Annotated in this window: 20 protein-coding genes; 13 read left to right on the top strand and 7 right to left on the bottom strand. The window is 38.2% G+C overall.

Annotation, left to right across the window (positions count from 1 at the left end; all coding sequences use genetic code 11):
- Positions 1–25: 25 nt before the first annotated feature.
- The 6 genes from G6O73_RS10905 to hemH are packed head-to-tail and all read left to right on the top strand — an operon-like array spanning position 26 to position 6,045.
- The gene (locus tag G6O73_RS10905) at positions 26–1,828 is read left to right on the top strand and encodes an LPXTG cell wall anchor domain-containing protein (protein WP_057885132.1); all 1,803 of its coding nucleotides are present in this window, start codon (positions 26–28) and stop codon (positions 1,826–1,828) included.
- Positions 1,812–2,654, top strand: a complete 843-nt coding sequence (locus G6O73_RS10910; protein WP_057885133.1) for an NEAT domain-containing protein — start codon at positions 1,812–1,814, stop codon at positions 2,652–2,654. The genes G6O73_RS10905 and G6O73_RS10910 overlap by 17 nt, the downstream gene beginning before the upstream one ends.
- A 34-nt stretch (positions 2,655–2,688) precedes the next feature.
- On the top strand, positions 2,689–3,513 hold the full coding sequence (locus tag G6O73_RS10915; protein WP_268871643.1) for an ABC transporter substrate-binding protein: 825 nt from the start codon (positions 2,689–2,691) through the stop codon (positions 3,511–3,513).
- Entirely contained in the window at positions 3,506–4,420 is a 915-nt protein-coding gene (locus G6O73_RS10920; RefSeq protein ID WP_057885135.1) for an iron chelate uptake ABC transporter family permease subunit, read from the top strand. The genes G6O73_RS10915 and G6O73_RS10920 overlap by 8 nt, the downstream gene beginning before the upstream one ends.
- Positions 4,410–5,120 (top strand): ABC transporter ATP-binding protein, encoded by a 711-nt coding sequence (locus G6O73_RS10925; protein WP_057885136.1) that lies wholly within the window; start codon positions 4,410–4,412, stop codon positions 5,118–5,120. The genes G6O73_RS10920 and G6O73_RS10925 overlap by 11 nt, the downstream gene beginning before the upstream one ends.
- Entirely contained in the window at positions 5,095–6,045 is a 951-nt protein-coding gene (gene hemH / locus G6O73_RS10930) for a ferrochelatase (protein WP_057885137.1), read from the top strand. Before G6O73_RS10925 ends, hemH begins: the two co-directional genes overlap by 26 nt.
- Positions 6,046–6,047: 2 nt before the next feature.
- Here hemH and G6O73_RS10935 read toward each other — a convergent pair whose 3' ends face one another.
- On the bottom strand, positions 6,048–6,521 hold the full coding sequence (locus G6O73_RS10935) for a GNAT family N-acetyltransferase (RefSeq protein ID WP_057885138.1): 474 nt from the start codon (positions 6,519–6,521) through the stop codon (positions 6,048–6,050).
- A gap of 105 nt (positions 6,522–6,626) precedes the next feature.
- Here G6O73_RS10935 and G6O73_RS10940 point away from each other — a divergent pair, with 105 nt between their 5' ends.
- From G6O73_RS10940 to G6O73_RS10955, 4 genes are all read left to right on the top strand, one after another.
- Complete coding sequence (locus G6O73_RS10940) at positions 6,627–7,484, top strand: bifunctional hydroxymethylpyrimidine kinase/phosphomethylpyrimidine kinase (protein ID WP_057885139.1); 858 nt, start codon at positions 6,627–6,629, stop codon at positions 7,482–7,484.
- A 62-nt stretch (positions 7,485–7,546) separates the two neighbouring features.
- Positions 7,547–8,053: an ECF transporter S component gene (locus G6O73_RS10945; RefSeq protein WP_057885140.1), complete on the top strand. Its 507-nt coding sequence runs from the start codon at positions 7,547–7,549 to the stop codon at positions 8,051–8,053.
- 17 nt (positions 8,054–8,070) lie between these two features.
- Complete coding sequence (locus tag G6O73_RS10950) at positions 8,071–8,985, top strand: NAD(P)-dependent oxidoreductase (RefSeq protein WP_057885141.1); 915 nt, start codon at positions 8,071–8,073, stop codon at positions 8,983–8,985.
- A 202-nt stretch (positions 8,986–9,187) separates the two neighbouring features.
- Positions 9,188–10,546 carry an MFS transporter gene (locus tag G6O73_RS10955; RefSeq protein ID WP_057885142.1) on the top strand — a complete coding sequence of 453 codons (1,359 nt, stop codon included), beginning with the start codon at positions 9,188–9,190 and terminating at the stop codon, positions 10,544–10,546.
- 202 nt (positions 10,547–10,748) lie between these two features.
- Here the strand turns inward: G6O73_RS10955 and argF are convergent, their stop codons facing one another.
- The 5 genes from argF to argC are packed head-to-tail and all read right to left on the bottom strand — an operon-like array spanning position 10,749 to position 15,950.
- Positions 10,749–11,765 (bottom strand): ornithine carbamoyltransferase, encoded by a 1,017-nt coding sequence (gene argF / locus G6O73_RS10960; protein ID WP_057885143.1) that lies wholly within the window; start codon positions 11,763–11,765, stop codon positions 10,749–10,751.
- Between the two features lie 15 nt (positions 11,766–11,780).
- On the bottom strand, positions 11,781–12,929 hold the full coding sequence (locus G6O73_RS10965) for an acetylornithine transaminase (protein ID WP_057885144.1): 1,149 nt from the start codon (positions 12,927–12,929) through the stop codon (positions 11,781–11,783).
- Between the two features lies 1 nt (position 12,930).
- Complete coding sequence (gene argB / locus G6O73_RS10970) at positions 12,931–13,674, bottom strand: acetylglutamate kinase (protein ID WP_057885145.1); 744 nt, start codon at positions 13,672–13,674, stop codon at positions 12,931–12,933.
- A 26-nt stretch (positions 13,675–13,700) separates the two neighbouring features.
- Entirely contained in the window at positions 13,701–14,906 is a 1,206-nt protein-coding gene (argJ, locus tag G6O73_RS10975) for a bifunctional glutamate N-acetyltransferase/amino-acid acetyltransferase ArgJ (protein ID WP_057885146.1), read from the bottom strand.
- 12 nt (positions 14,907–14,918) lie between these two features.
- The gene (argC, locus tag G6O73_RS10980) at positions 14,919–15,950 is read right to left on the bottom strand and encodes an N-acetyl-gamma-glutamyl-phosphate reductase (RefSeq protein ID WP_057885147.1); all 1,032 of its coding nucleotides are present in this window, start codon (positions 15,948–15,950) and stop codon (positions 14,919–14,921) included.
- A gap of 522 nt (positions 15,951–16,472) precedes the next feature.
- Between argC and G6O73_RS10985 the strand changes: the two genes are divergently transcribed.
- Complete coding sequence (locus G6O73_RS10985; protein WP_057885148.1) at positions 16,473–17,270, top strand: DUF1003 domain-containing protein; 798 nt, start codon at positions 16,473–16,475, stop codon at positions 17,268–17,270.
- 73 nt (positions 17,271–17,343) lie between these two features.
- Here the strand turns inward: G6O73_RS10985 and G6O73_RS10990 are convergent, their stop codons facing one another.
- Complete coding sequence (locus tag G6O73_RS10990; protein ID WP_083478449.1) at positions 17,344–17,886, bottom strand: 5-formyltetrahydrofolate cyclo-ligase; 543 nt, start codon at positions 17,884–17,886, stop codon at positions 17,344–17,346.
- Positions 17,887–18,323: 437 nt separating this feature from the next.
- On the opposite strand from G6O73_RS10990, the gene nhaC reads away from it, so the two are divergent.
- Positions 18,324–19,703: a Na+/H+ antiporter NhaC gene (nhaC, locus tag G6O73_RS10995; RefSeq protein ID WP_057885150.1), complete on the top strand. Its 1,380-nt coding sequence runs from the start codon at positions 18,324–18,326 to the stop codon at positions 19,701–19,703.
- Between the two features lie 195 nt (positions 19,704–19,898).
- Positions 19,899–20,492 (top strand): NADPH-dependent FMN reductase, encoded by a 594-nt coding sequence (locus G6O73_RS11000; protein ID WP_235719168.1) that lies wholly within the window; start codon positions 19,899–19,901, stop codon positions 20,490–20,492.

Genomic DNA, 20,492 nt, shown 5'->3' on the forward strand with positions numbered 1-20,492 from the left:
AAAGTTTTGGGGGGATTTATCACAAATGATTAAGAAACGAAAAAGCTTTTGGTTAATCTGGTTAGCAACGGTATTTTTCTTAGCGCTCGGCTGGAGCAAAGCATCAGCCGCCGTAACTCAGGTTTTACCTGATGGCAGCTATGATGTTCAGACGAGCTATTATAGTGATGATGCAGCAAAACAGGCTTCAACAGCAATGAATAGTTTTTGGGGACAAAGCAGTAAATTGATCGTCAAAAATAATCAGGCGACTTTAACTTTTACACAAAAATCAGCTATGAGTATGATGACTGACGCGACCTTTGATGGTCATCAGTTAAGAAAAACAGTAACAGGACAAACGGGAACGTGGAGCGTTAATTTATCACCACAAGAGGCAGTTAAGCTTGCGACACAGTCAGTTCATAGCGGAACGGTCGGATATAATGTTAACGGTTACAAATCAACACAAAATTTTTACGTTAAGTTTGCAGACGGAATTCCAGCAGTAATTGAACAACCAGGAAAATATCAATTAGACGTTAAATATGATGTTGCTGATGGGGAAAATGGTGACATTGATTCTGGTGAACCTTCGATGATTCAAAGCGGCGGTTTATGGGCTAACCAGATTACCTATCATTTGAATAGTGATGGTACAGCTGACTTAACTTTAGCTCAACCAAAAATGATGGATTATATGACGTGGTTATCAATTGATGGCCAAAAAATGACGAAACAAGTTACTGATCCAAAAGCAACTTCGGGAAACTGGACGGTAACACTGCCATTGAGCAGCGTTGAAAAACTTGCAGCAGGCAAGACTTTAATTGGCAACATGAGTTATACGGTACCTAATCTATTTACCCATAATGTAAATGTTATAATTGTTATAAATGATAGCCAACTGATAACGGCTGATCCGCTAGCAACAACAGCGGTTCCTGAACCGACAACGGATGCCAATGAAGGTAATGACTCACAGTCAGTTACAAACAGTTCATCAACAACTCAACCAACAACGAGTAATTCGTCAACTGTGAAGAATCTAACTGGCAGCGCAACAATACCAAGTACGGAGACAAGCAGTTCAGCTACAACGGTTAAACAATCTTCGAGCAAGACAGTAAAAACTTCGAGTTCAGCTGTGAAAAATGAACAGTCAGCGACTTCAACTATGAATGTAATCTACAATAAAATTGGCAGTCATGGAGAAGATTTAAATCAGCCTTCAATGATTCAAAGTGATAATATTTGGTCTGATAATATTCTTTTAGAAAAAAATGATGATGGTACAGTTAAAGTGACTTTACTTCAACCGCGGTTAATGGATTATATGACGAGTGTTAGTTTCGCTGGTGTATCAATGGTTAAACATGTTACTTCAACTAATGATGCAGTGAAAGGCAGCGGAAGCTGGACCGCGATTTTATCTAAGGAACAGGCAACTAAGCTAAAAGTAGGCAATAAAATTGCTGTTCAGGTTTCTTATACTGTTCCAGGAGCTTTCACGCATAATGAGTCTGCATTAGTAGTAATTAAGAGTATTACTGCTGGTCAACCTAAAGATGTTACTTCAATTGTAAAAACTGCTTCGTCGGGGACAACTGATCAATTAGCACCGGTAGTGGCCGTGACGGGTAAACCAAGTATTTCTTCAATGAGTAATACTGCAGCACCAGCAGCTGTAGATACAACATCATTAACAGGTAGTAAAAATCAAAAATTTTTGCCACAAACAGGAAATTCGGGTTCCCTTTTCTTGACAATTCTGGGTATTATGGTATTAGCAATTACTGCAATAATTGGAATGTTCAATTTAAGGAGAAAAAATGAAAAAGAATTTTAAGCTTTTATTAGGGGTTTTCACGGCAGTTATATTTTTTTTATTGAGTGGAATGAGTTCAGCTTCGGCTGCATCATATCAAGTTAACTATACGATTGAAAAGTATGGGACAACGCAAACTTCAGTAGCAGATGCTTACTTTGTCAAGCCAGCAACTGTTATGGTAGAAAATAATCAATATTCAGTTCAAATGACGATTAAAACAAATCATAATTTGGGGTCTTTCCCAGTCCAAATTTTAAACGTTAATGGACAAACACCGCAAATTCAAAAACAAACTAGCGGAGATAGTGATTATTATACTTTTACTTTTAACACGGCAACAGTTCGTAAAACATTGAGTGGAAATATGAAAGTAGATATTGATAGCATTAATTACCATCACTACTATGGTTTTGATATTGCACTTGATGCTGGGCAGGTACCGGATTTAACTCAGAGTCAGCCGGCTCAAACAGCAGCAGCTCAATCGCAGCAAACTTCTGCTGCAAGTCAATCTTCAGCAACAACTTCAACGGCTGCAGTTGCTAGCAATTCAAACTCGGCTGCTAGTTCAAAGAATGTTTCAAGTACAAGCAATGTTTCGAGCGTCAACAGCAATTCAAGTTCAGCAGTTTCTAGTTCAGAAAAAAAAGCATCACATGTGACTAGCAAAAAAGCTACCGCTAAAGCTAAAAGCAGTGGTAAAGAAAATAATAATAAAAGTAGTAAGCAAGAAACTCACAAAAAGAAAAATAATTCGGTGCTAAGTAAGGCTGCTATGACCCTTGCAATTATTGGTGGCCTAGGTATCGGGGCTTGGGGGGTAATTCATAATTATCGCGGATAAACGAACTAAGCTTTGGCTGATAGCAAGTTTATTCATTGTCTTATTAGGTGGCGGTATTCTTTATAGTTTTTGGTACCGTCCTAGTCAACCACATCGACAGACGACTCGTGTTATAGCTACAACGACAGCAATTACTGCGATTATGGCTAAGTTGGATGTTAAGTTGGTGGCAGTTCCAACCACAACTCAGACATTGCCGCAGCAATATCGAAAATTACCCCGAGTTGGGAATCATGTCAGTATAAATTGGCAAAATTTACTGGCTGCTAAACCGGACGTGGTTTATGTAGATTCTGAATTAGCTGATGAATATCAAGCTAAGCTTAAAGAACAGAAAATTACGATGAAGGCTTTGGACTTACAAACTTATCCGCAGATGTTGAAGACAATTAAATATCTTGGTGAAAAATACGGAAAACAAACAGCTGCCAAAAAATTAATTGCGCAGTTGCAAATAAAAACAGTTCATCGAAAAAAGCATCCCCGGGTTTTAATCCTCATGGGGATGCCAGGCGGCAGTTTTTTGGCAATGAACAATAAAAGCTATTTAGGTGAATTAGTTGAAAAAGCAGGCGGGAAAGTAGTGGGCGCTGATCCACACTCGCTTTATACTAGCCCCAATAGTGAAAAAATTGCTCAAGCGAATCCCCAAATTGTAATTCGCTTAGCGCATGCAATGCCAACTGAAGTTGAAGCTGCGTTTAAAATAGCTTTTCAAGCTGATCCGTATAATCAATTAATAGCGGTAAAAAATCACCATGTGTATGATGTTAAAGCACCAGTGTTTTCACCAACCGCGAATTTGCAAGTGAACAAAGCATATTCTCAGATTAAGGAGTGGGTTAATCAAGTTGAATAAGAAAAATTGGTTGTTAGGTTCAATGTTGGCTGGCTGTATTTTATTAATTTTCTTACAGTTGAGCTTACAAATGAATTTTGCCAACAATTGGCAGCTGATTTTTTGGCAATTAAGATTACCTCGTCTATTATTTGTGCTCGGCACTGGACTTTGTCTAGGGCTGAGCACTTTATTATTAGCGGCGACTTTGAGACAGCCGTATATAGACGGGTCGATGCTTGGAATTGCCAATGGAGCAGAATTATTAGTTGCTTTACTAACAATTATAAATGCTAATGTGTTGACATACCGTGTATTAGTTGGGGCGTTGGCTGGAGTTTTGTGTCTTTTTTTATTAAGAGGCAGTGTCTTTAAGTTGAAAACACGGCCTGTATTTATGATTATTGGTGGATTTTGTTTAGCCATGTTTTTTAACGCACTAACGGTTATTTTAACTAGCAATAGTGGTTGGATTGGTAAAAGTATGGGTAATGTGACTTGGATAGATGTAATTTGGTTGTTAATTATTTTAGTTGGCGGTAGTTTTTTTTGGTTGTTATATGGCCGGTATTTGCCATACTTTGCCTTACCTGAAATACAAACTCGGCAGTTAGCTTTTCCTGAGACTCAAGTTGCCATGACTTTTCAAATAATTGCTGCTTTGTCGCTGGGAGCTGCTACAGCTGTTTTAGGAACCGCATTTTTTGCTGGAGTTGTTTTAAATCAATTGATAAAAGAATTAACTAAATTAGGTATAGTGGCGCGCTTGCCTTTAGTAGCGATTTTTAGTATTTTAATGATATTAACTGCTGATACTTTAGGACATTTTGCATTTTATCCAACCGAATTACCCACTAATGCTGTGTTATTATTATTATTAGCTCCAGCATTTGTCTTTTTGATTGTGAGGTGGTCCCGTGCACTTTGAAGATTTACAAGCTGACTACCAAGGACAAATGGTTTTTGAAAAAATTAGTGCCCGGCTGTCAACTGGTAAGATTACCACTTTATTAGGCTTAAATGGCAGTGGAAAATCAACGTTGATGCTGTTACTGGCAAGTCTTAAGTCAGCCAATTTGGGAACAATTGAGGCTATGGGAGAGAAAATCTTCTATTTACCTCAAAAAAATCAAGTTTTCGATTATTTAACGGTTGAAGAGCTCCTGACAATTAATCAGACTAAGGATCTTACTCGATTAAATCGTTTAATTGAATTATTCGGGTTAAAATCATTATTACAGCGGGACATTAGTCTGTTATCTGGTGGACAACAGCAGCGGGCTTGGCTGGTATATGCTTTGTCACAGCCGGCTGAAATTTTATTGCTTGATGAGCCATTAACGTATTTAGATTTAAAGTATCAACAAAAATTTTTTACAGCTTTGAAATGGCAGCAGCGAGCAGGGCGGACAATCTTGTTAAGTCTGCATGATATTATTTTTGCGGCTCGCTGTAGTCAAAACATTTGGTTTTTAACAAATAATAAATTGGTTAGTGGCACAGCAAGAAAAATGTTGACGGGTAAAAACTTGGTTGATTACTTGGAATTGAGTTCTAATTATGCGCAGATGTTATTATCTGCAATTCGAAGGGAAGAAGTTTATGAAAAAAGGAGTACTACTGATTAATTTGGGAACACCTGCGAGTCCAACGCCTACTGCTGTTCGCGAATATTTAAAACGTTTTTTGAGTGATCCACGAGTAATTGACATGCCAGCTTGGAAGTGGAAGCCAATTTTGAATACCATGATTTTACCTCATCGTCCAGCTAAGTCCGCTGAACTATATCGACAAATTTGGTCAAAAGAAAATGGCTCACCATTGCTTTATTATACTCAGCAACAAGCACAACAATTGCAAGAACTGTTGCCTGAGCATGAGGTTCGTTTTGCAATGAGCTATAGTCATCCGTTAATTGCAACCGAATTAGAGCGGTTTGATCAAAATCAAATTACTGATTTAACGATTATTCCAATGTATCCCCAATATTCCACAACGACAGTTGGTTCGGTAGTTGATGATATTAACCGCTTTTATTTGGAACGGATTAAAATTCCAAACTTGCGGGTTATTACGGATTTTTGTGATTTCAAGCCATATATTAAGGCGTTAGCAGCTAAAATTAAAGCTGAAATTGCGAATTTTAACCCTGACCAAATTTTGTTTTCTTATCATGGTATTCCTCAAAGCTATGTAACAAAGGGTGATCCTTATCAAGAGCGCTGTGAAACAACCACCAAATTGTTGCGGGCAGAATTAGCAACTGAAATTCCAATTCAGCAGACTTATCAGTCACGATTTGGACCCGATGAATGGCTAAAGCCGGCAACTGATGAGACACTCAAACAGTTACCGGCAAATGGAACTAAACGTGTACTTGTAGTTGCTCCAAGTTTTGTAGCAGATTGTTTGGAGACTTTACATGAATTAGATGTTGAGAATCGTGATTATTTTTTAACAAATGGAGGAGCAGATTTTCGATTGGTACCAGCTTTGAATGCAGATGAGAGCTTTACTCAAGTTTTACGACAGCTGGTGCTTAATTTACGCTGAACCTACAATTTCTTAATAAACCAGCGATCACAAGCAGAATGACTGCTGCCAGCAAGTGGAGCGGATAATTGTTCAAAGCCGAAATGTTGATACAGGCCAATTGCACTATCAAGATTGGCAAAAGTTTCAATGTACAGTTGCTGGTAGCCCAACTGAGCAGCTAGTTTGATTGAACGAAGCATGATTTCTTTACCGAAACCGTGACCGCGGGCTTCCGGTAAAAAGTAGAGTTTTTGCAGTTCAGCAGTTTGTTTAGAAAAAGGGCCAAAACCACCACATCCTAGGATTTGGTTTTGCTCAACGATTACCCAAAAAGCAGCTTTTTGTGGCTGATGGTTATAGTATCCAGCTAAATCGGCTAATTGTGGATCGTAATAAGCTGTTCCAGGTAAATTGTCATGAAACTCTTGTAAAGTAGTTTGAATAATATTTTTAACGGCTGAATTATCAGCTGTTTTTATTTGGCGTAAATGCATTATAATCAACTCCAAAAGGTATTTAATAAAAATAATGTAGCATTTTGCGTCGGCTTATGCAAAAATTAGTTTACAAAATGTTGTTGTTGGTTTGGAGGGATAAACTTGGAAAACCCAGCACGTATCTTGCTTACAGAAGATTTTTCGGCTGTTGGTCAATTGTCCACTACGGCTGCATTACTGTTATTGAGTGCCTTTAAAGTACCATTAGCAATTCTACCCAGCAGTTTATTATCGACACAGTCAGAAGGGTTTGGAACACCGATTAGCTTGTCAACAACTGAGTGGGCTACTAAGACATTAGAGCATTGGAAATTAGCTGGCATTCAACTAAGCGGGTCATTAATTGGCTACTTTGCTGAACAGCAATTTGGTGAGTTATTGTTAAGCAAGGTTACTGTCAGTCAGCGACTAACTTTACTGGATCCGGTGATGGCGGATAATGGTTGCTTTTATCCAGCAATTACATCGTCTCACGTGAAAATTTTACAAAAACTATTAGCAAGATCGTTATTTTGTACTCCTAATCTGACAGAAGCCTGTTTTTTACTGAATCAACCGTATGTGGCACAACCGACTGAAAAGCAGCTCGCCGATTGGTTGCAACGATTGCAAGAAAAGCAATTAAAAGGTGGCAAAACAGTTATTACGGGGATTACATTAGCTGAACAGACTGGTTGTGTCTGGCTTGAAGGTGGACAATTGCAATTTGCAATGTATCCTAATTTAGCGGGACATTTTTATGGCAGTGGGGATGTTTTTGCCGCTTTACTGTTTGGCTTGCTATGGCAGAAAGTACCATGGTCAACAGCAATTAAGCTAGCGACCTTTTTTTTGCATGATTCGCTAAAAAGGCAAGTACAACTGACAGATATCCAACGCCGATTCGGGATAGAATTGGGCCCATTATTAGTCAAGATTGAAAATTTTTTGGTTGAAAAGGCTGATAATCACAATAATTAGTGTTAAAATTGATGAAAATTAGTTTTTGATTAAAGAATGATTTCAGTATTTTTAATGGAGGTATCAAAGTGAAGAAAAGTATTTCGTTGAAACAATTAGTTCAAATTGCGCTCTTAATTGCCGTCAACGTAGCAGTTGCAAGATTTTTTATTATTCCGGTTCCGATGACACATGGTAATATCAACTTGTGTGATGCTGGAATTTTTATTGCTGCATTGCTTTTTGGTCGTAAAGCAGGATTGATAGTCGGTGGACTGAGTGGCTTTTTGCTGGATTTAATTTCTGGTTATCCGCAATATATGTTTTTTTCACTGATCATCCATGGTCTTGAAGGCTTTTTGGCTGGCTGGTTAAGTGAACATCCAAGTCGCAAAGCATTAGTAGCCGCGATGGGAACTGGAGTTTTGGTTATGGTAGCTGGTTACTTTGCAACTGACACATTACTTTATCAATTACAAGCAGGATTAATTGGAATTCCAACTAATTTGTTTCAAGGTGTGATTGGTGGTTTGGTGGCACTACCAGTCTATTATCGCTTGCGTGGCCGAATTGTTAGTCACAGTAAATAAGGAGTGGATCAGTAAATTTGATAATCTTAACCGAACCAATTGCTGATAACGGGAGGGCACTGCTTGAAAAAAGCCAGTTGACGGTTTATCAAAAACCAGTCAATTTAAGTTGGCAGCAGTGGCTAACAAAACGACCGGAGTTACGGGTAGCAGTTGGTTTGATAATTCGTGCTAGTCAGTTGACGGAGCATGACTTGGAGCAATTGCCAGCCCTAAAGATTATTGCACGTCATGGGGTAGGAGTGGATAATTTACCATTGCCTGCCATTCAGAAACGAGGGATCCGGCTAACTTATACACCAGGAATTAATGCTCAATCAGTAGCTGAATTGACCTTGGCGTTAATGCTAATGAGCTTGCGTTGCTTACCGGAAACCATTGCTGAGCAACAACGATTGACGGGTTCAATGTTATCTGGCAAAACGGTCGGTCTAATTGGATATGGCACAATTGCTCAAACTGTTGAAAAATTATTACAGCCATTTGCTGTTAAGATTTTAGTTTGGAATCACCGACCTAAAAAAATTTTTTACGGCAAACAAGTAACACTGGAGCAGCTATTACAACAGTCATCGATTATTAGTTTGCACATGCCAGCATTGCCAGAAACACGAGGATTTTTAAACCAAGAGCGGCTAAAGTTACTTTCTTCTCAAGCAATTTTAATCAACACAGCCCGGGGAACATTAATTGATAGCGATGCGCTTTATCAGCAGCTAAAAAATCAGCAATTAAAAGGAGCAGCAGTTGATGTTTGGTCCGCGGGAGAGCGGTATGATTTAGCTGATTTTCAAAAATTAGCTAATTTTATTGTTACGCCGCATATCGGTGCACAAACTGCTGAAACATTAGCTGCTTCAGCTCAGCAATGTGCTTCAGAAGTATTGCGTTGTTTGCGTGGTGAGAAGGCAATTAAGTTGTACCGATATTAAGTGACTTAAGCGTGAAATAAGTAGTCAGCGGATATTAATGTTGTAAACTGGATAATTTGGGATAGAGATTATTTTAAGATTAAAATGTTATGCTAACTAATTTGGAAGAGACGGATATTACAGTCTCTTTTTTTTTGCTTTCTTCTTAGAAAAATTCTAAAATAAAAATGAATGAAAAATAGAATTTGAAAATGGGGGAAGAATTTTGAAAGATTTCAGAAAAATGACGATTTTTGCTCGCCGTTTGCTGGCAATTGCTTTTTTAATGTCGATTAGCCAATCAACGATGACGACGACTTATCCGATCTTAATGAAGCAATTTGGCGTACAGACCAATACCGTTCAATGGCTGACAACGGGATTTATGGTGGCAATGACTTTGGTAATGCCACTGAGTCCGTGGCTTTTGGATAATGTTCCGTTAAAAAAATTATTGAACGGGATTGTTGGTGTTTTTATTGCCGGGACGGTTGTGGCAATGCTTGCTCCAAGTTTTAGTTGGATTATTTGTGGCAGATTAATCGAGGGATTAGCGGTTGGTGCACTTTTTCCGGTTTTTCAAAGCTTGATTTTGGAAAGTAGCAGTGAAAAAAATCGTGGATTGGCAATGGGAGTTGTTGGGTTAGTAATGGGTTCAGCTTTAGCAGTAGGGCCAATTATTTCTGGAGTAATTTTACAATTTGTATCTTGGCGAGCATTATTTGGTTTGTTTATTGTTTTACTGGCTTTTCTGATTGTCCGTATTCAAACGGTCATCAAAGTTATTCATCCCTTGGCACCGCATAAATTTGATTGGCTGTCCGCGGTACTTTTGATTGGCTTTGGTGGGCTATTGTATGCGATCAATTTGTTTCCAACTGTTGGCCTGCAACTGGGATGGTGGCTATTATTGTTAACCAGTTTAGGATTATTGATAATTTTTGCTTGGCGGCAAAAGAGGCTTAGCCAGCCTTTTTTGAATTTACAAGTACTTCACTTTCCAGGTTATGCGGCTGCGTTGTTGTTAACTGGAATTTCTTATAGCGGTTTGATTATTGCAACCGTAATATTACCGTTGTATTATCAGCAGGTCTTTCAGGTTAGTCCTTTTTGGTCGGGATTATTGTTAGTACCAGCAGCGTATATTTTGAGTCGATTGAATCCCCTAGCAGGAAAATTGTTGAATCGTTTGGGATTAAAACGCTTAGTTTGGATTGGAATGGCGTTGATTGCTGGTGGCTTCTTATTATTAGGGACACTTGGAGCGCACTGGCTATGGTGGAGTGTCCTTGGTGGAATTTTATTGGAAAGTGGAAATGCTTTTACAATGATGCCTGCTTTGACTGCAGCCAATAATGCTTTGCCCAAGGATTTAATGAGTCATGGAACAGCTTTGATTACGACAATGCGGCAAGTAATTGGAGCTGCCAGTGTAGTGATTGCCTCTGGATTAATCGCTTATTTTGCTGACAGGTTACCCTATGACCAAGCCTTGTTATTAACTAGTCGTTGGTTATTGTTATTTCCGTTACTAGGTCTTTTACTGAGTTTTGTTTTGAAAACCAAAAAAGCTGATAAATAATATTTTACGGCTTAAGTAAATCAGACCAACTATTAGTATCAGTTAAAAGACTAATAGTTGGTCTGATTTATTTATTCTCATTAGCTTCTGGCTGTTCAAATGAGTAATTCCTCTGAAACAAAGATAATATCGCCGTGCCTGGATATAATCGATGACAGGAATTATTAGCTCATAGAAAACCTGACCAGAGGCTGTTTCTTGATTAATCAAAGATTTCGGGGATAAATAAATTGCCTAGAGTAGCAGCCATGATGGCTTTAATGGCTGGCATTCGATTAGCTCCTTCTTGAAAAACTAAAGCTGCTGGACTTTGGAAAACGTCATCAGTAATTTCCAACGCGGTTAAATTATAATCAGCCATGAACTTTTGCCCAACTGTTGTACTAGTATCATGAAAAGCTGGTAAACAATGGAGAATTACCGTGTCAGTTTTACCGGTAGCAGCCACTAATTGCGCGTTAATCTGATAAGGAAGCAACTGATCGATTCGCTGATGATAGTCAACTTGTTCGCCCATTGAGATCCAAACATCCGTGTAAAGTGCATCAGCTCCGGCAACTGCTTGTTTCGGGTCGGCCGTGATTAGAATTTTTGCTCCACTTTTTGCAGCAGCTTTTTTGGCTGCTGCAATAACTTGACTGTTGGGTTGCAAGTCAGCTGGCGCACCAATATGAATGTTTACTCCCAAAATTGCACCGGTTATCAGCAAGCTGTTAGCAACATTATTTCGACCATCGCCGACATAGGTCAAAGTTAAGCCGGTTAGTTTTCCAAAATGTTCTTTTAGCGTCATAAAATCAGCAATCATTTGCGTTGGATGCCATTCATCGGTTAACCCATTCCAGACAGGAACGCCACTAGCCTTAGCTAACGTTTCAACTGTTTGCTGTTTGAAACCGCGAAATTCAATGCCATCAAACATTCCGCCTAAAATTTTTGCTGTATCCGTAACAGATTCTTTGGTGCCAAATTGAATATCGTTTTTACCAAGGAATTCCGGATGAGCACCAAGATCGACTGCAGCGACGGTAAAAGCTGAGCGAGTCCGGGTAGAAGACTTTTCAAATAACAAAGCAATGTTTTTTCCCTGCAAATAGGGATGAGGAATGTTTTCCTGCTTTAATTTTTTTAGATGAATAGCAAAATCAATTAAATAGTTTAATTCAGCTGCATTGAAATCAAGCTCTTTTAAGAATGACTTTTGATAAAAATGATTCATTGAATACCTCCTAAATTAGTGAACAGTCATAGTTTCTAGAACATTTTTGATAATATTAATTCCTTGCATTAATTCAGATCCGGTGATTATTAATGGCGGCAGCAATCGTAAAGTATTACCACGTGACGAAAGGGTTAAAACACCAGCTTGTTGTAACTGTTGGATAACCTTACCAACGGGAATTTTCGGATCTAGATGAATTCCAATCATTAATCCGCGACCGGAAATTCCGGTTACCATTGGTAAAACAGCAATTTCTTTTTGGAGATAGTACCAGCAAAAGTCGGCTTTTTGACTAACATCATCAAGAAAAGCTTGATCAATTGTTTCTAAAACAGCTTTCGCTGCGGCCATCGCTAAGGGATTGCCGCCAAAAGTTGATCCATGGCTGCCAGGACCAAAAGCAGCGGCTAATTTTTCTTTGCCAATCATAGCGCCAACAGGAAGACCGTTAGCCAATCCTTTAGCTGATGTCACAATGTCAGGGTCGAGGTTAAAATGCTGATAGGCAAATAATTTACCTGTCCGACCGATTCCAGTTTGAACTTCATCAATAATTAACAAGACACCTTTTTCGTGGCACTTAGCTTGAACGGCTTGCAGCCAATCTCCATCAGCGGCTTTGAGTCCACCTTCACCTTGAATGATTTCTAAAATTACCGCCGCTAAATCAGTAGTAATTTGCTTTAGTGCTGCTGGACTATTATATTCAGCAAAACTAATTTCGGGAACAAGGGGCCCAAAGCCTTTTTTAATTCCCGGATTGTCAGTCAAAGATAAGGCACCATAAGTCCGTCCATGAAAAGAGTGATCGAAAGCTAGAATTTTACTTTTTCCAGTGGCTTTGCGTGCTAATTTCATAGCAGCTTCGTTAGCTTCAGTACCAGAATTACAAAAGAAAATTTTGCTGCCATTGTCGTTAGTTAGTAATGAAGCAACTTCTTCTTGTAATGAACTTTGATAGAGGTTAGAAGTATGCCAAATCAAGTTTAGCTGTTTTTGGACAGCTGTTTTAACGATTGGATGGTTATAGCCTAAATTGCAAACGCCAATTCCACTGGTTAAGTCGAGATATTGCTTTTGCTTATTATCAGTTAGAGTGATTGATTGTCCACTGACAATTTCAAAATTAAACCGTTGATAATTAGGGAAAAGTGCTGTCATTTTAAAAATCCTCCTTTTGAATGATCTGTGTTCCGGTAGCAGATAATTGGTTAGTGATATTTACATGATTAACACCACAGCGAGCAGCTTGAAAAGCAGCGGCAATTTTAGGTTGCATACCAGTGGTGATGATTTTAGCAGCTTTTAAACGTTTGGCGGCAGCTACGGTTAAAGTTGGTAAGACCTGACCAGCTTTTAAAACTCCTGGAACATCGGTTAACAGAAATAATTCATCAGCTTGCAGCAAACTGGCAATAGCAGCAGCAGCACTGTCAGCGTTAATATTTAACCATTGGTTGCCTAATAAGGCGAGTGGAGCAGTGATAACTAATTGTTTTTGCAACAATGGTTTTAAAAAGGCTTGGTTGATAGCAGTTATTCGACCAACATAACCGTATTTAGCAAAATCAAGTAGTTCGCCTTGCAACAGTTGGTGATCGGCTGCATTTAAACCAATAGCAGGCAAATTGTGTTGTAATAATTGCACTAAAAGTTTTGGCTGAGTTTGCCCTAATAAGACCATGCGGGTCAGTTGCAATGTAGCTTGATCAGTAATTCGAATTCCATTTTCTCGTTTGACTGGTAACTGTAATTTTTGGGTTAAAGCTGAGATTTCTCGGCCACCCCCATGGATCAAGAGGATTTTTCGCCCAGCTTGGTGCCACAAACGCAATTGTTCAAAGAATTCCGGCCTTAGCTGCTCAATCGAGGTTCCACCGATTTTAATAACAATCAAATCTTTCATAACTTTTCCTTCCCGCTTGGAATTTCTCAGCTGCTGTAAGTGGCATTTATTTTAACGTAATCATAGGTTAAATCGCATCCCCAAGCCTGCCCACTAGCATTTCCAGCATGTAAATCCAGACTAATTTTGATTTTGTTTTGTTTCAGGCTTGCAATGACGGCTTTTCGCTCAAATTCTTGAGGCTGACTAGCAATTAAAATTTGAAATTCATTGAAAGCTAAATCAATTTGTTGTGGATTGAACTGGGCATTAGTCATCCCTAAAGTGCTGATGATACGACCCCAGTTTGGATCTGCACCGAAGAAAGCCGCCTTGACCAAATTGGAGCCAACAAGTGCTTTAGCAACCTGTTGGCTTTCGCTTTCAGTTGCTGCATGGTTAACATTAACTTCTAATAACTTAGTTGCTCCTTCACCATCTCCAGCTATTTGCTGGGCTAAGAAGGCTAAGACTTGGTGTAAGGCAGCGGTAAATATTGACCAATCAGGTGCTGCTTCGGTTAATGGAGAGTTTCCTGCTTGACCGTTAGCCAAAACGACTACCATATCATTGGTTGAAGTATCACCATCGACGGTAATTTGATTAAATGTCTTGTCGGTTAGTTTACTTAATAATGGTTGTAATACGTTTGGCGCCACTGCAACATCGGTGGTTACAAATCCAAGCATTGTTGCCATATTAGGGGCAATCATTCCCGAGCCTTTAGCGAATCCACTAATAGTACAAAGCTGATTTGCCAGTTTAAATTGCAAACTGATTTTTTTGGCATGAGTATCAGTGGTTAAGATGGCTTGAGTAACTTTAGTATTGGTAGTTAGCTGCAACTTATTGATGCCAGCTGTAATTTTGCTCATTGGGAGTTGAGCTCCGATTAAACCGGTTGAGGCAACACCAACTAAATTAGAGTTAATTTTTAGTTTTTGGGCGACCAACTTTTGTTCTTGATGAACGTTAGCTTCGCCGGTTGTACCAGTACATGAATTAGCAATAGCACTGTTCATGATAATTGCTTGTAACTGCTGTTGCTTGTTGATTAACTGCTTAGTAATAGCGGTTGGTGCAGCACAGAAACGATTAGTTGTATACATGCCAGCGGCTTGAGCTGGAACAGCTGAATAAAGCCAACCGAGATCAAGTTGATCGGTTGCTTTTTTTAAACCGGTGTGGATGCCATCACTTTTAAATCCCTGTGGCCAACAAAATGGAACTTCTTGAATTTTAGTAGTTTGCATATAAAAATCTCCTTAAGGAAAAGTTGGTAATTGCGGTAAACCAGTTGTTTCAGGGAAATGCCACATTAAATTGAAATTTTGGACGGCCTGTCCTGCAGCTCCTTTGAGCAAGTTATCAATTACAGAAACAACGGTTACCATCTTGGTTGTCGGGTTGTAACCGTAGCCGAGATCACAATAATTTGAACCAGTAACATTTTTGATCATGGGTAATTCAGTTCCACGCCAGCGGACAAAAGGTGCTGTTTGATAATATTTTTGATAAGCAGTTTCAATGTCATTAGGAGTAATACCTGATTTCACTTGAGCATAAATTGTTGCCATAATTCCACGAGTAATTGGAATCAAGGTTGTCGAAAATTGAATTGCTTGAGCTTGAGAATCCCAAAGTTGCATTTGCTGCAAGATTTCAGGGATATGTTTGTGCTGGTTTAATTTATAAAGCCAAGCATTCTCATTAATGAAAGAAAAATGACTGCTAGAACTTAATTTTTTGCCAGCACCGGAAACACCGGATTTAGCATCGACAATTAATGATTTTAAATCGACTAAATGTTCTATGATTAAGGGAGCTAAGCCTAATAAAGTCGCAGTCGCATAACAACCTGGATTTGCAATATAAGATTTAGTGACTTGTTGATTAAATTCGCAAAGACCATAGGCTGCTTGAGCTAATTGAGATTTTGCAGCAGCAGGTTGTTGATACCATTTTAAATAATCGGCTGGATCCTTTAAACGAAAGTCACCTGAGAGATCAATTACAGGAAAATTAGCATCGATCAGTGGCAAAGCTAAGTTTTTTGAAACACCAGCAGGCGTTGCGAAGAATAAACAATCATTTTCTTGCATGATTTTTGTTGGATTAAACGGCCGAATTGGCAATCGTTCTCCTTGAAATGCGGGTACTTCTTCGTCTAGATAACGCAATGCAGAATCTTGTTGATGTCCGTATAAATTGATGGCAGTTACTTGTGGATGCTGTTTCATTAAATTGTAAAGTACATTACCGCTATATCCGGTAGCACCAATTATTCCAATTTCCATCTAATCATCCTTTAAATTCATTTTATTGAATAAAAAATCATTTTTAATTGATATTAACTATAATGCATTTATGAGATAATTTCAATCTTTTTTTAATAAAAACTCATTTTTATGTCTTTTTTTGTATTTTTCGTATTTTTTATTGGTTATTTTGAATATAATTCGAGGTCCAAATGATAAAGTGACTTTTAAACTTTATTCATTTTTTATGTATACGAAATGAATGACATTTTTTGGATTTAAATGAAAGATTAAAATTAAAACACTAAATGCAAATCAAAATATAATTTGTTTAAGATTGACATTTCTTATTTTAAAGTATATATTAGATAGATGCGGAGAATAGCTCCAAACAACTAAGGATTCTAGGAAAGGTGGTGGGTTTTATGTCAGAACATCATATATCGTCTTCAACAAGCGATGATGGTCCCTCGTGTAGTCAAGATGGTAATGGGCATTTAACCTGCCTTTTAACTTTTTAACTGCACGGGATAATTAATTTCAACTGAGGTGTTTATCTCAATGAAGAATAAATTTGATCGTACAGTCAGCTGTCTAGTAGATCATAAAAAATATGGTTTAGTAGATGGCGTATTCCTAGGAGACTTGGATGGCCCTCTAAAGGCGTTGATTCGTCAGGACTTTCCCAAGGCGACAAATAATGACTTTATTTGTAGTGAGCATCTGGTTCATTATCGATTATTGAAGATGGATCAGATGATTGCGAAAGACTATCGCCAAAATAATAAGCTGAATCGAAAATTGACGCGAGTCATGGAAAAGGATGCTTATCAAATGGTCGATGTTCGCGAGCAATTGGAACATTCACTAACTTTTGGTCAGAAAGTAGCTGATGCTGTTGCACACTTCGGGGGTAGCTGGCCGTTTATTATTTCTTTTATTTCCGTAATGATTTTATGGATTTTGCTCAATGTATTTCATTGGTTTGGATCTAGATTTGATCCTTATCCATTTATTTTGCTGAATTTATTTTTAAGTATGGTTGCTGCGGTTCAAGCTCCACTAATTATGATGAGTCAGAATCGTTCGGCTGAATATGATCGGATGGAGTCGCGTAATGATTATCATGTGAATTTAAAATCCGAAGAAGAAATTCGAGTTTTACATTCCAAAATTGATCATATGATTCAACAAGATCAGCCCAATATGTTACAAATTCAGAAAATCCAGACCGAGATGCTTGGATCAATTGAAACGCAGGTTAGCGAATTGCGTCGCTTGCAAAGTATGTTAGAACAAGAAGTCGTTAACCATAAAGCGGCTGATAAAAGCGGAAATGATGAAACCAAAAACGAATGACATTAACTGACTGTAAATATTATTATAAAAGCCCTTTGCTTGTTACAAAGGGCTTTTTTGTTGCAATAGATTGCTAATTTAGCATTAATAGCTGTTCAACAGCTATATCCCACGGATCTGGAGTTAGACCAGTAACTTGCTGTTCTGGAAGAACTAGTGAAATGGTTTTTCCGGGATAATTAGTTAAAGCTCGATCGTAAAATCCAGCCCCATAACCAACTCGATATCCAGTAGTTGTGAAAGCAACTCCCGGAACTAATACAAGTTGAATGTTATTAAGCTGAACTGCTTGATCAGGGCTGCCAGTTGGTTCTAAAATACCAAATCGTGTTTTTTCTAGTTGCTGGGGATTATACGGCAGCCAGTTTAACTTACGATGAACTGTTTTGGGAATATAAACTTGTTTGTTTTGGCTCAAAGCTGTTTGGATAATAGGTAGAGTATTGATTTCTTGTGGCATACTCATCGTAATGCCAATTGAATTGGTTTGCTGCCAAGTTGCCAAGTCAAATAATTGTTGATATAATTGCTGCTCTTCAACGAGCTTTTCTTGTGGGTCTTTTTTCTTTAGTAGTTGTAAGATATGTTGACGCAGCTCTTTTTTAGTCGGAATAATTAAAACCTCTTTTCTAAATCAATTGTTAGTGTTATTAAAACACGAAATATGTTTACTGTGAATACCAGCTAGCTGAATTTGACAGAAATAACATTAAATTGGTACAATTTAGTTAATTTTTGGAGGGACTAATTGCACATGAACGTAGAAAGATTTATCAGTTTAAGTAGAACTTATTATTACTACGCGGATTAGTCATGAATGCCGAGCATGTCATTCATGACATGCTCGGCGTAGTTTGCAATGCTTTTAGCCGAGCAAGTATGAAACTTGGTTGGTTAAAAGCAAATAACGCTTAAAAACCAAAAACCAACCGAGTAAATGCGGTTGGTTTTTTTTATGCAGAATTGTGGGAGGCTTAGAATATGAAATGCGGTGGTTTGTTACGTTATCGGGTAAATTTGGTGGAAAATTGAATTAAGAAAGGAAAATTAAAAATGAAAAATAAGAAAATTCAACCAAGTTTAACTGAAGCAATTATTGTTTTAGCGATCATTATTTGTAGCATTTCACTCGGAGTGATTGGCTGGAAAGTTTCACCAAGCACAGCAATTTTATTTTCAATTGGAATCACTATGCTTTATGGGGTAAGCAAACACGCAGATTTTTCAGCTATCCATCATGGAATTGTGAAAGGAATTGAACCAGGAATTATTCCAATTTTTATTTTTATTTTGGTGGGTGCGTTGATAGCAGTTTGGATTAAAGCGGGAATTATTCCCGCGCTGATGGTAATTGGATTTAAGGTTTTGAGTGTTAAGTGGTTTATCCCATCTATTTTTGTAGCTTGTGCAATTGTCGGCAGCGCTGTTGGCAGTGCCTTTACGGTTATGTCGACGTTAGGAATTGCTTTTTTTGGAATTGGTAAAGCATTGGGATTTGATCAAGCGCTAATAGTTGGCGCAATTGTTTCTGGGGCAGTTTTTGGCGATAAAATGTCACCTTTATCGGAGTCAACCAACTTAGCAGCCGCTGTAGTTGAGGCTGACTTGTTTAAACATATCAAGAATTTAATGTGGTCGACGATTCCAGCTTTTATTTTTTCCTTAATCGTTTTTAGCTTTTTAGGTGTTAGCAGCAAGACAGCTAGTTTGCAAGCAATTCAACGAATTACTAGCGTTCTTGAGCATAATTTCCCAATTAGTCCACTGGCACTGATCCCAATTTTACTAATGCTGATTTGTGCTTGGAAAAAAATACCGGCAATTATGACAATTTTACTGAATATTGCAGTTTCGGTGGGAATGATTTTATGGCAGCAGCCAGTATCTCTGACAACTATCGGCGCGTTGATTGAGAGTGGCTTTAAGTCACAAACCGGTGATCGGCAAATTGATTTGTTGCTGACTCGTGGAGGAATTGAGAGCATGATGCCGACTGTTGCTTTGATCATTGTTGCATTATCATTAGGTGGCTTGCTACTGGAATTTAATTTAATTTCAACTGTAATGAATCGGCTAGCGAATCGTCTAAAGACAGCTCGGAGTTTGATTATCGCAACCTTGCTAACAGCAATTGGAGTCAACATTTTTGTTGGTGAACAATTTTTGTCGGTTATTTTGCCAGGCAGTTCTTTTAAAGAAATTTTTAAACAACAACAACTTGATCCGGTTGTCTTAGGAAGAACTTTAGAAGATGGTGGAACGGTAATTAACTACTTAATTCCCTGGGGGGTAGCTGGAAGCTTTGTCGCCGGAACTTTCGGAGTTCCAGTGTTAGATTATTTGCCATTTGCACTTTTTAGTTTACTATCACCACTATTTTCCTTGATTAGTGCTCTAACAGGAATAGGTGTTAAACATCAACTAAACGACTAACCATTTTGGCTTAAGAGCAACTAATTGATTTTTGAAATCAAATAATCAGAGATATAAAATAAATCCTTGACTAATTGTAGAAAGAGTCAGGGATTTTTTGTTCGAGCCATTTTTGGATTTTGTTCAACATTAGACAAGTACATTTAGGGAAAAACTGGGAAAAATAAGGTGCGATTGAGTTATAATTAATGATAGATGTTAAATAAAATTTTGTTAGGGAGTGATTTTGTGAAGTTAGTAGCAATTATTGGCTCAAATAATCAAGTTTCTTATAATCGATTACTGATTGAATTTATTGCGAAGCATTATCCCAAATTCCATTTGGAAAAACTTGAAGTTCGTGAATTACCACTTTTTAATGAAGATATCGCAGGAGTTACGCCAGCTGTGATTGAAGAATGGTCCAAAAAAATTAGCAAAAGTGATGGCGTGATTATTGCTTGTCCTGAGTATAATCATTCAGTAACAGCATCATTGAAAAGTGCGATTGAGTGGATGTCTTACCAAGTTCATCCGTTGAAACAAAAACCGGTAATGATTTTAGGAGCTTCCACCTATCCTCAAGGATCCTCACGAGCCCAACTCCATTTGCGGCAAATTTTGAATTCACCAGGTGTTGATGCTGATGTTTTTCAAGGACAAGAATTTCTCTTGGGTCAGGCTAAGACGGCTTTTAATGCTGCAGCCGAAATCAGCGATCCAAAAACGGTCAGCTTTTTAGCTGGATGTCTGCAAGATTTTGCGATTTTTGTCAAGAAAGCTAAAAAGAACGATAAGGGAGGAAAATAA

The organism is Liquorilactobacillus nagelii DSM 13675 (assembly GCF_019444005.1).
In the GTDB taxonomy this organism is placed as follows: Bacteria; Bacillota; Bacilli; order Lactobacillales; family Lactobacillaceae; genus Liquorilactobacillus; species Liquorilactobacillus nagelii.

Bases quoted from the DNA above. Each gene is read 5' to 3' on its own strand.
- G6O73_RS10905 (WP_057885132.1), top strand. From the start codon at position 26: ATGATTAAGAAACGAAAAAGCTTTTGGTTAATCTGGTTAGCAACGGTA.
- G6O73_RS10910 (WP_057885133.1), top strand. From the start codon at position 1,812: ATGAAAAAGAATTTTAAGCTTTTATTAGGGGTTTTCACGGCAGTTATA.
- hemH (WP_057885137.1), top strand. From the start codon at position 5,095: ATGAAAAAAGGAGTACTACTGATTAATTTGGGAACACCTGCGAGTCCA.
- G6O73_RS10935 (WP_057885138.1), bottom strand. From the start codon at position 6,521: ATGCATTTACGCCAAATAAAAACAGCTGATAATTCAGCCGTTAAAAAT.
- argF (WP_057885143.1), bottom strand. From the start codon at position 11,765: ATGAATCATTTTTATCAAAAGTCATTCTTAAAAGAGCTTGATTTCAAT.
- G6O73_RS10965 (WP_057885144.1), bottom strand. From the start codon at position 12,929: ATGACAGCACTTTTCCCTAATTATCAACGGTTTAATTTTGAAATTGTC.
- argB (WP_057885145.1), bottom strand. From the start codon at position 13,674: ATGAAAGATTTGATTGTTATTAAAATCGGTGGAACCTCGATTGAGCAG.
- argJ (WP_057885146.1), bottom strand. From the start codon at position 14,906: ATGCAAACTACTAAAATTCAAGAAGTTCCATTTTGTTGGCCACAGGGA.
- argC (WP_057885147.1), bottom strand. From the start codon at position 15,950: ATGGAAATTGGAATAATTGGTGCTACCGGATATAGCGGTAATGTACTT.
- G6O73_RS10985 (WP_057885148.1), top strand. From the start codon at position 16,473: ATGAAGAATAAATTTGATCGTACAGTCAGCTGTCTAGTAGATCATAAA.
- nhaC (WP_057885150.1), top strand. From the start codon at position 18,324: ATGAAAAATAAGAAAATTCAACCAAGTTTAACTGAAGCAATTATTGTT.
- G6O73_RS11000 (WP_235719168.1), top strand. From the start codon at position 19,899: ATGTTAAATAAAATTTTGTTAGGGAGTGATTTTGTGAAGTTAGTAGCA.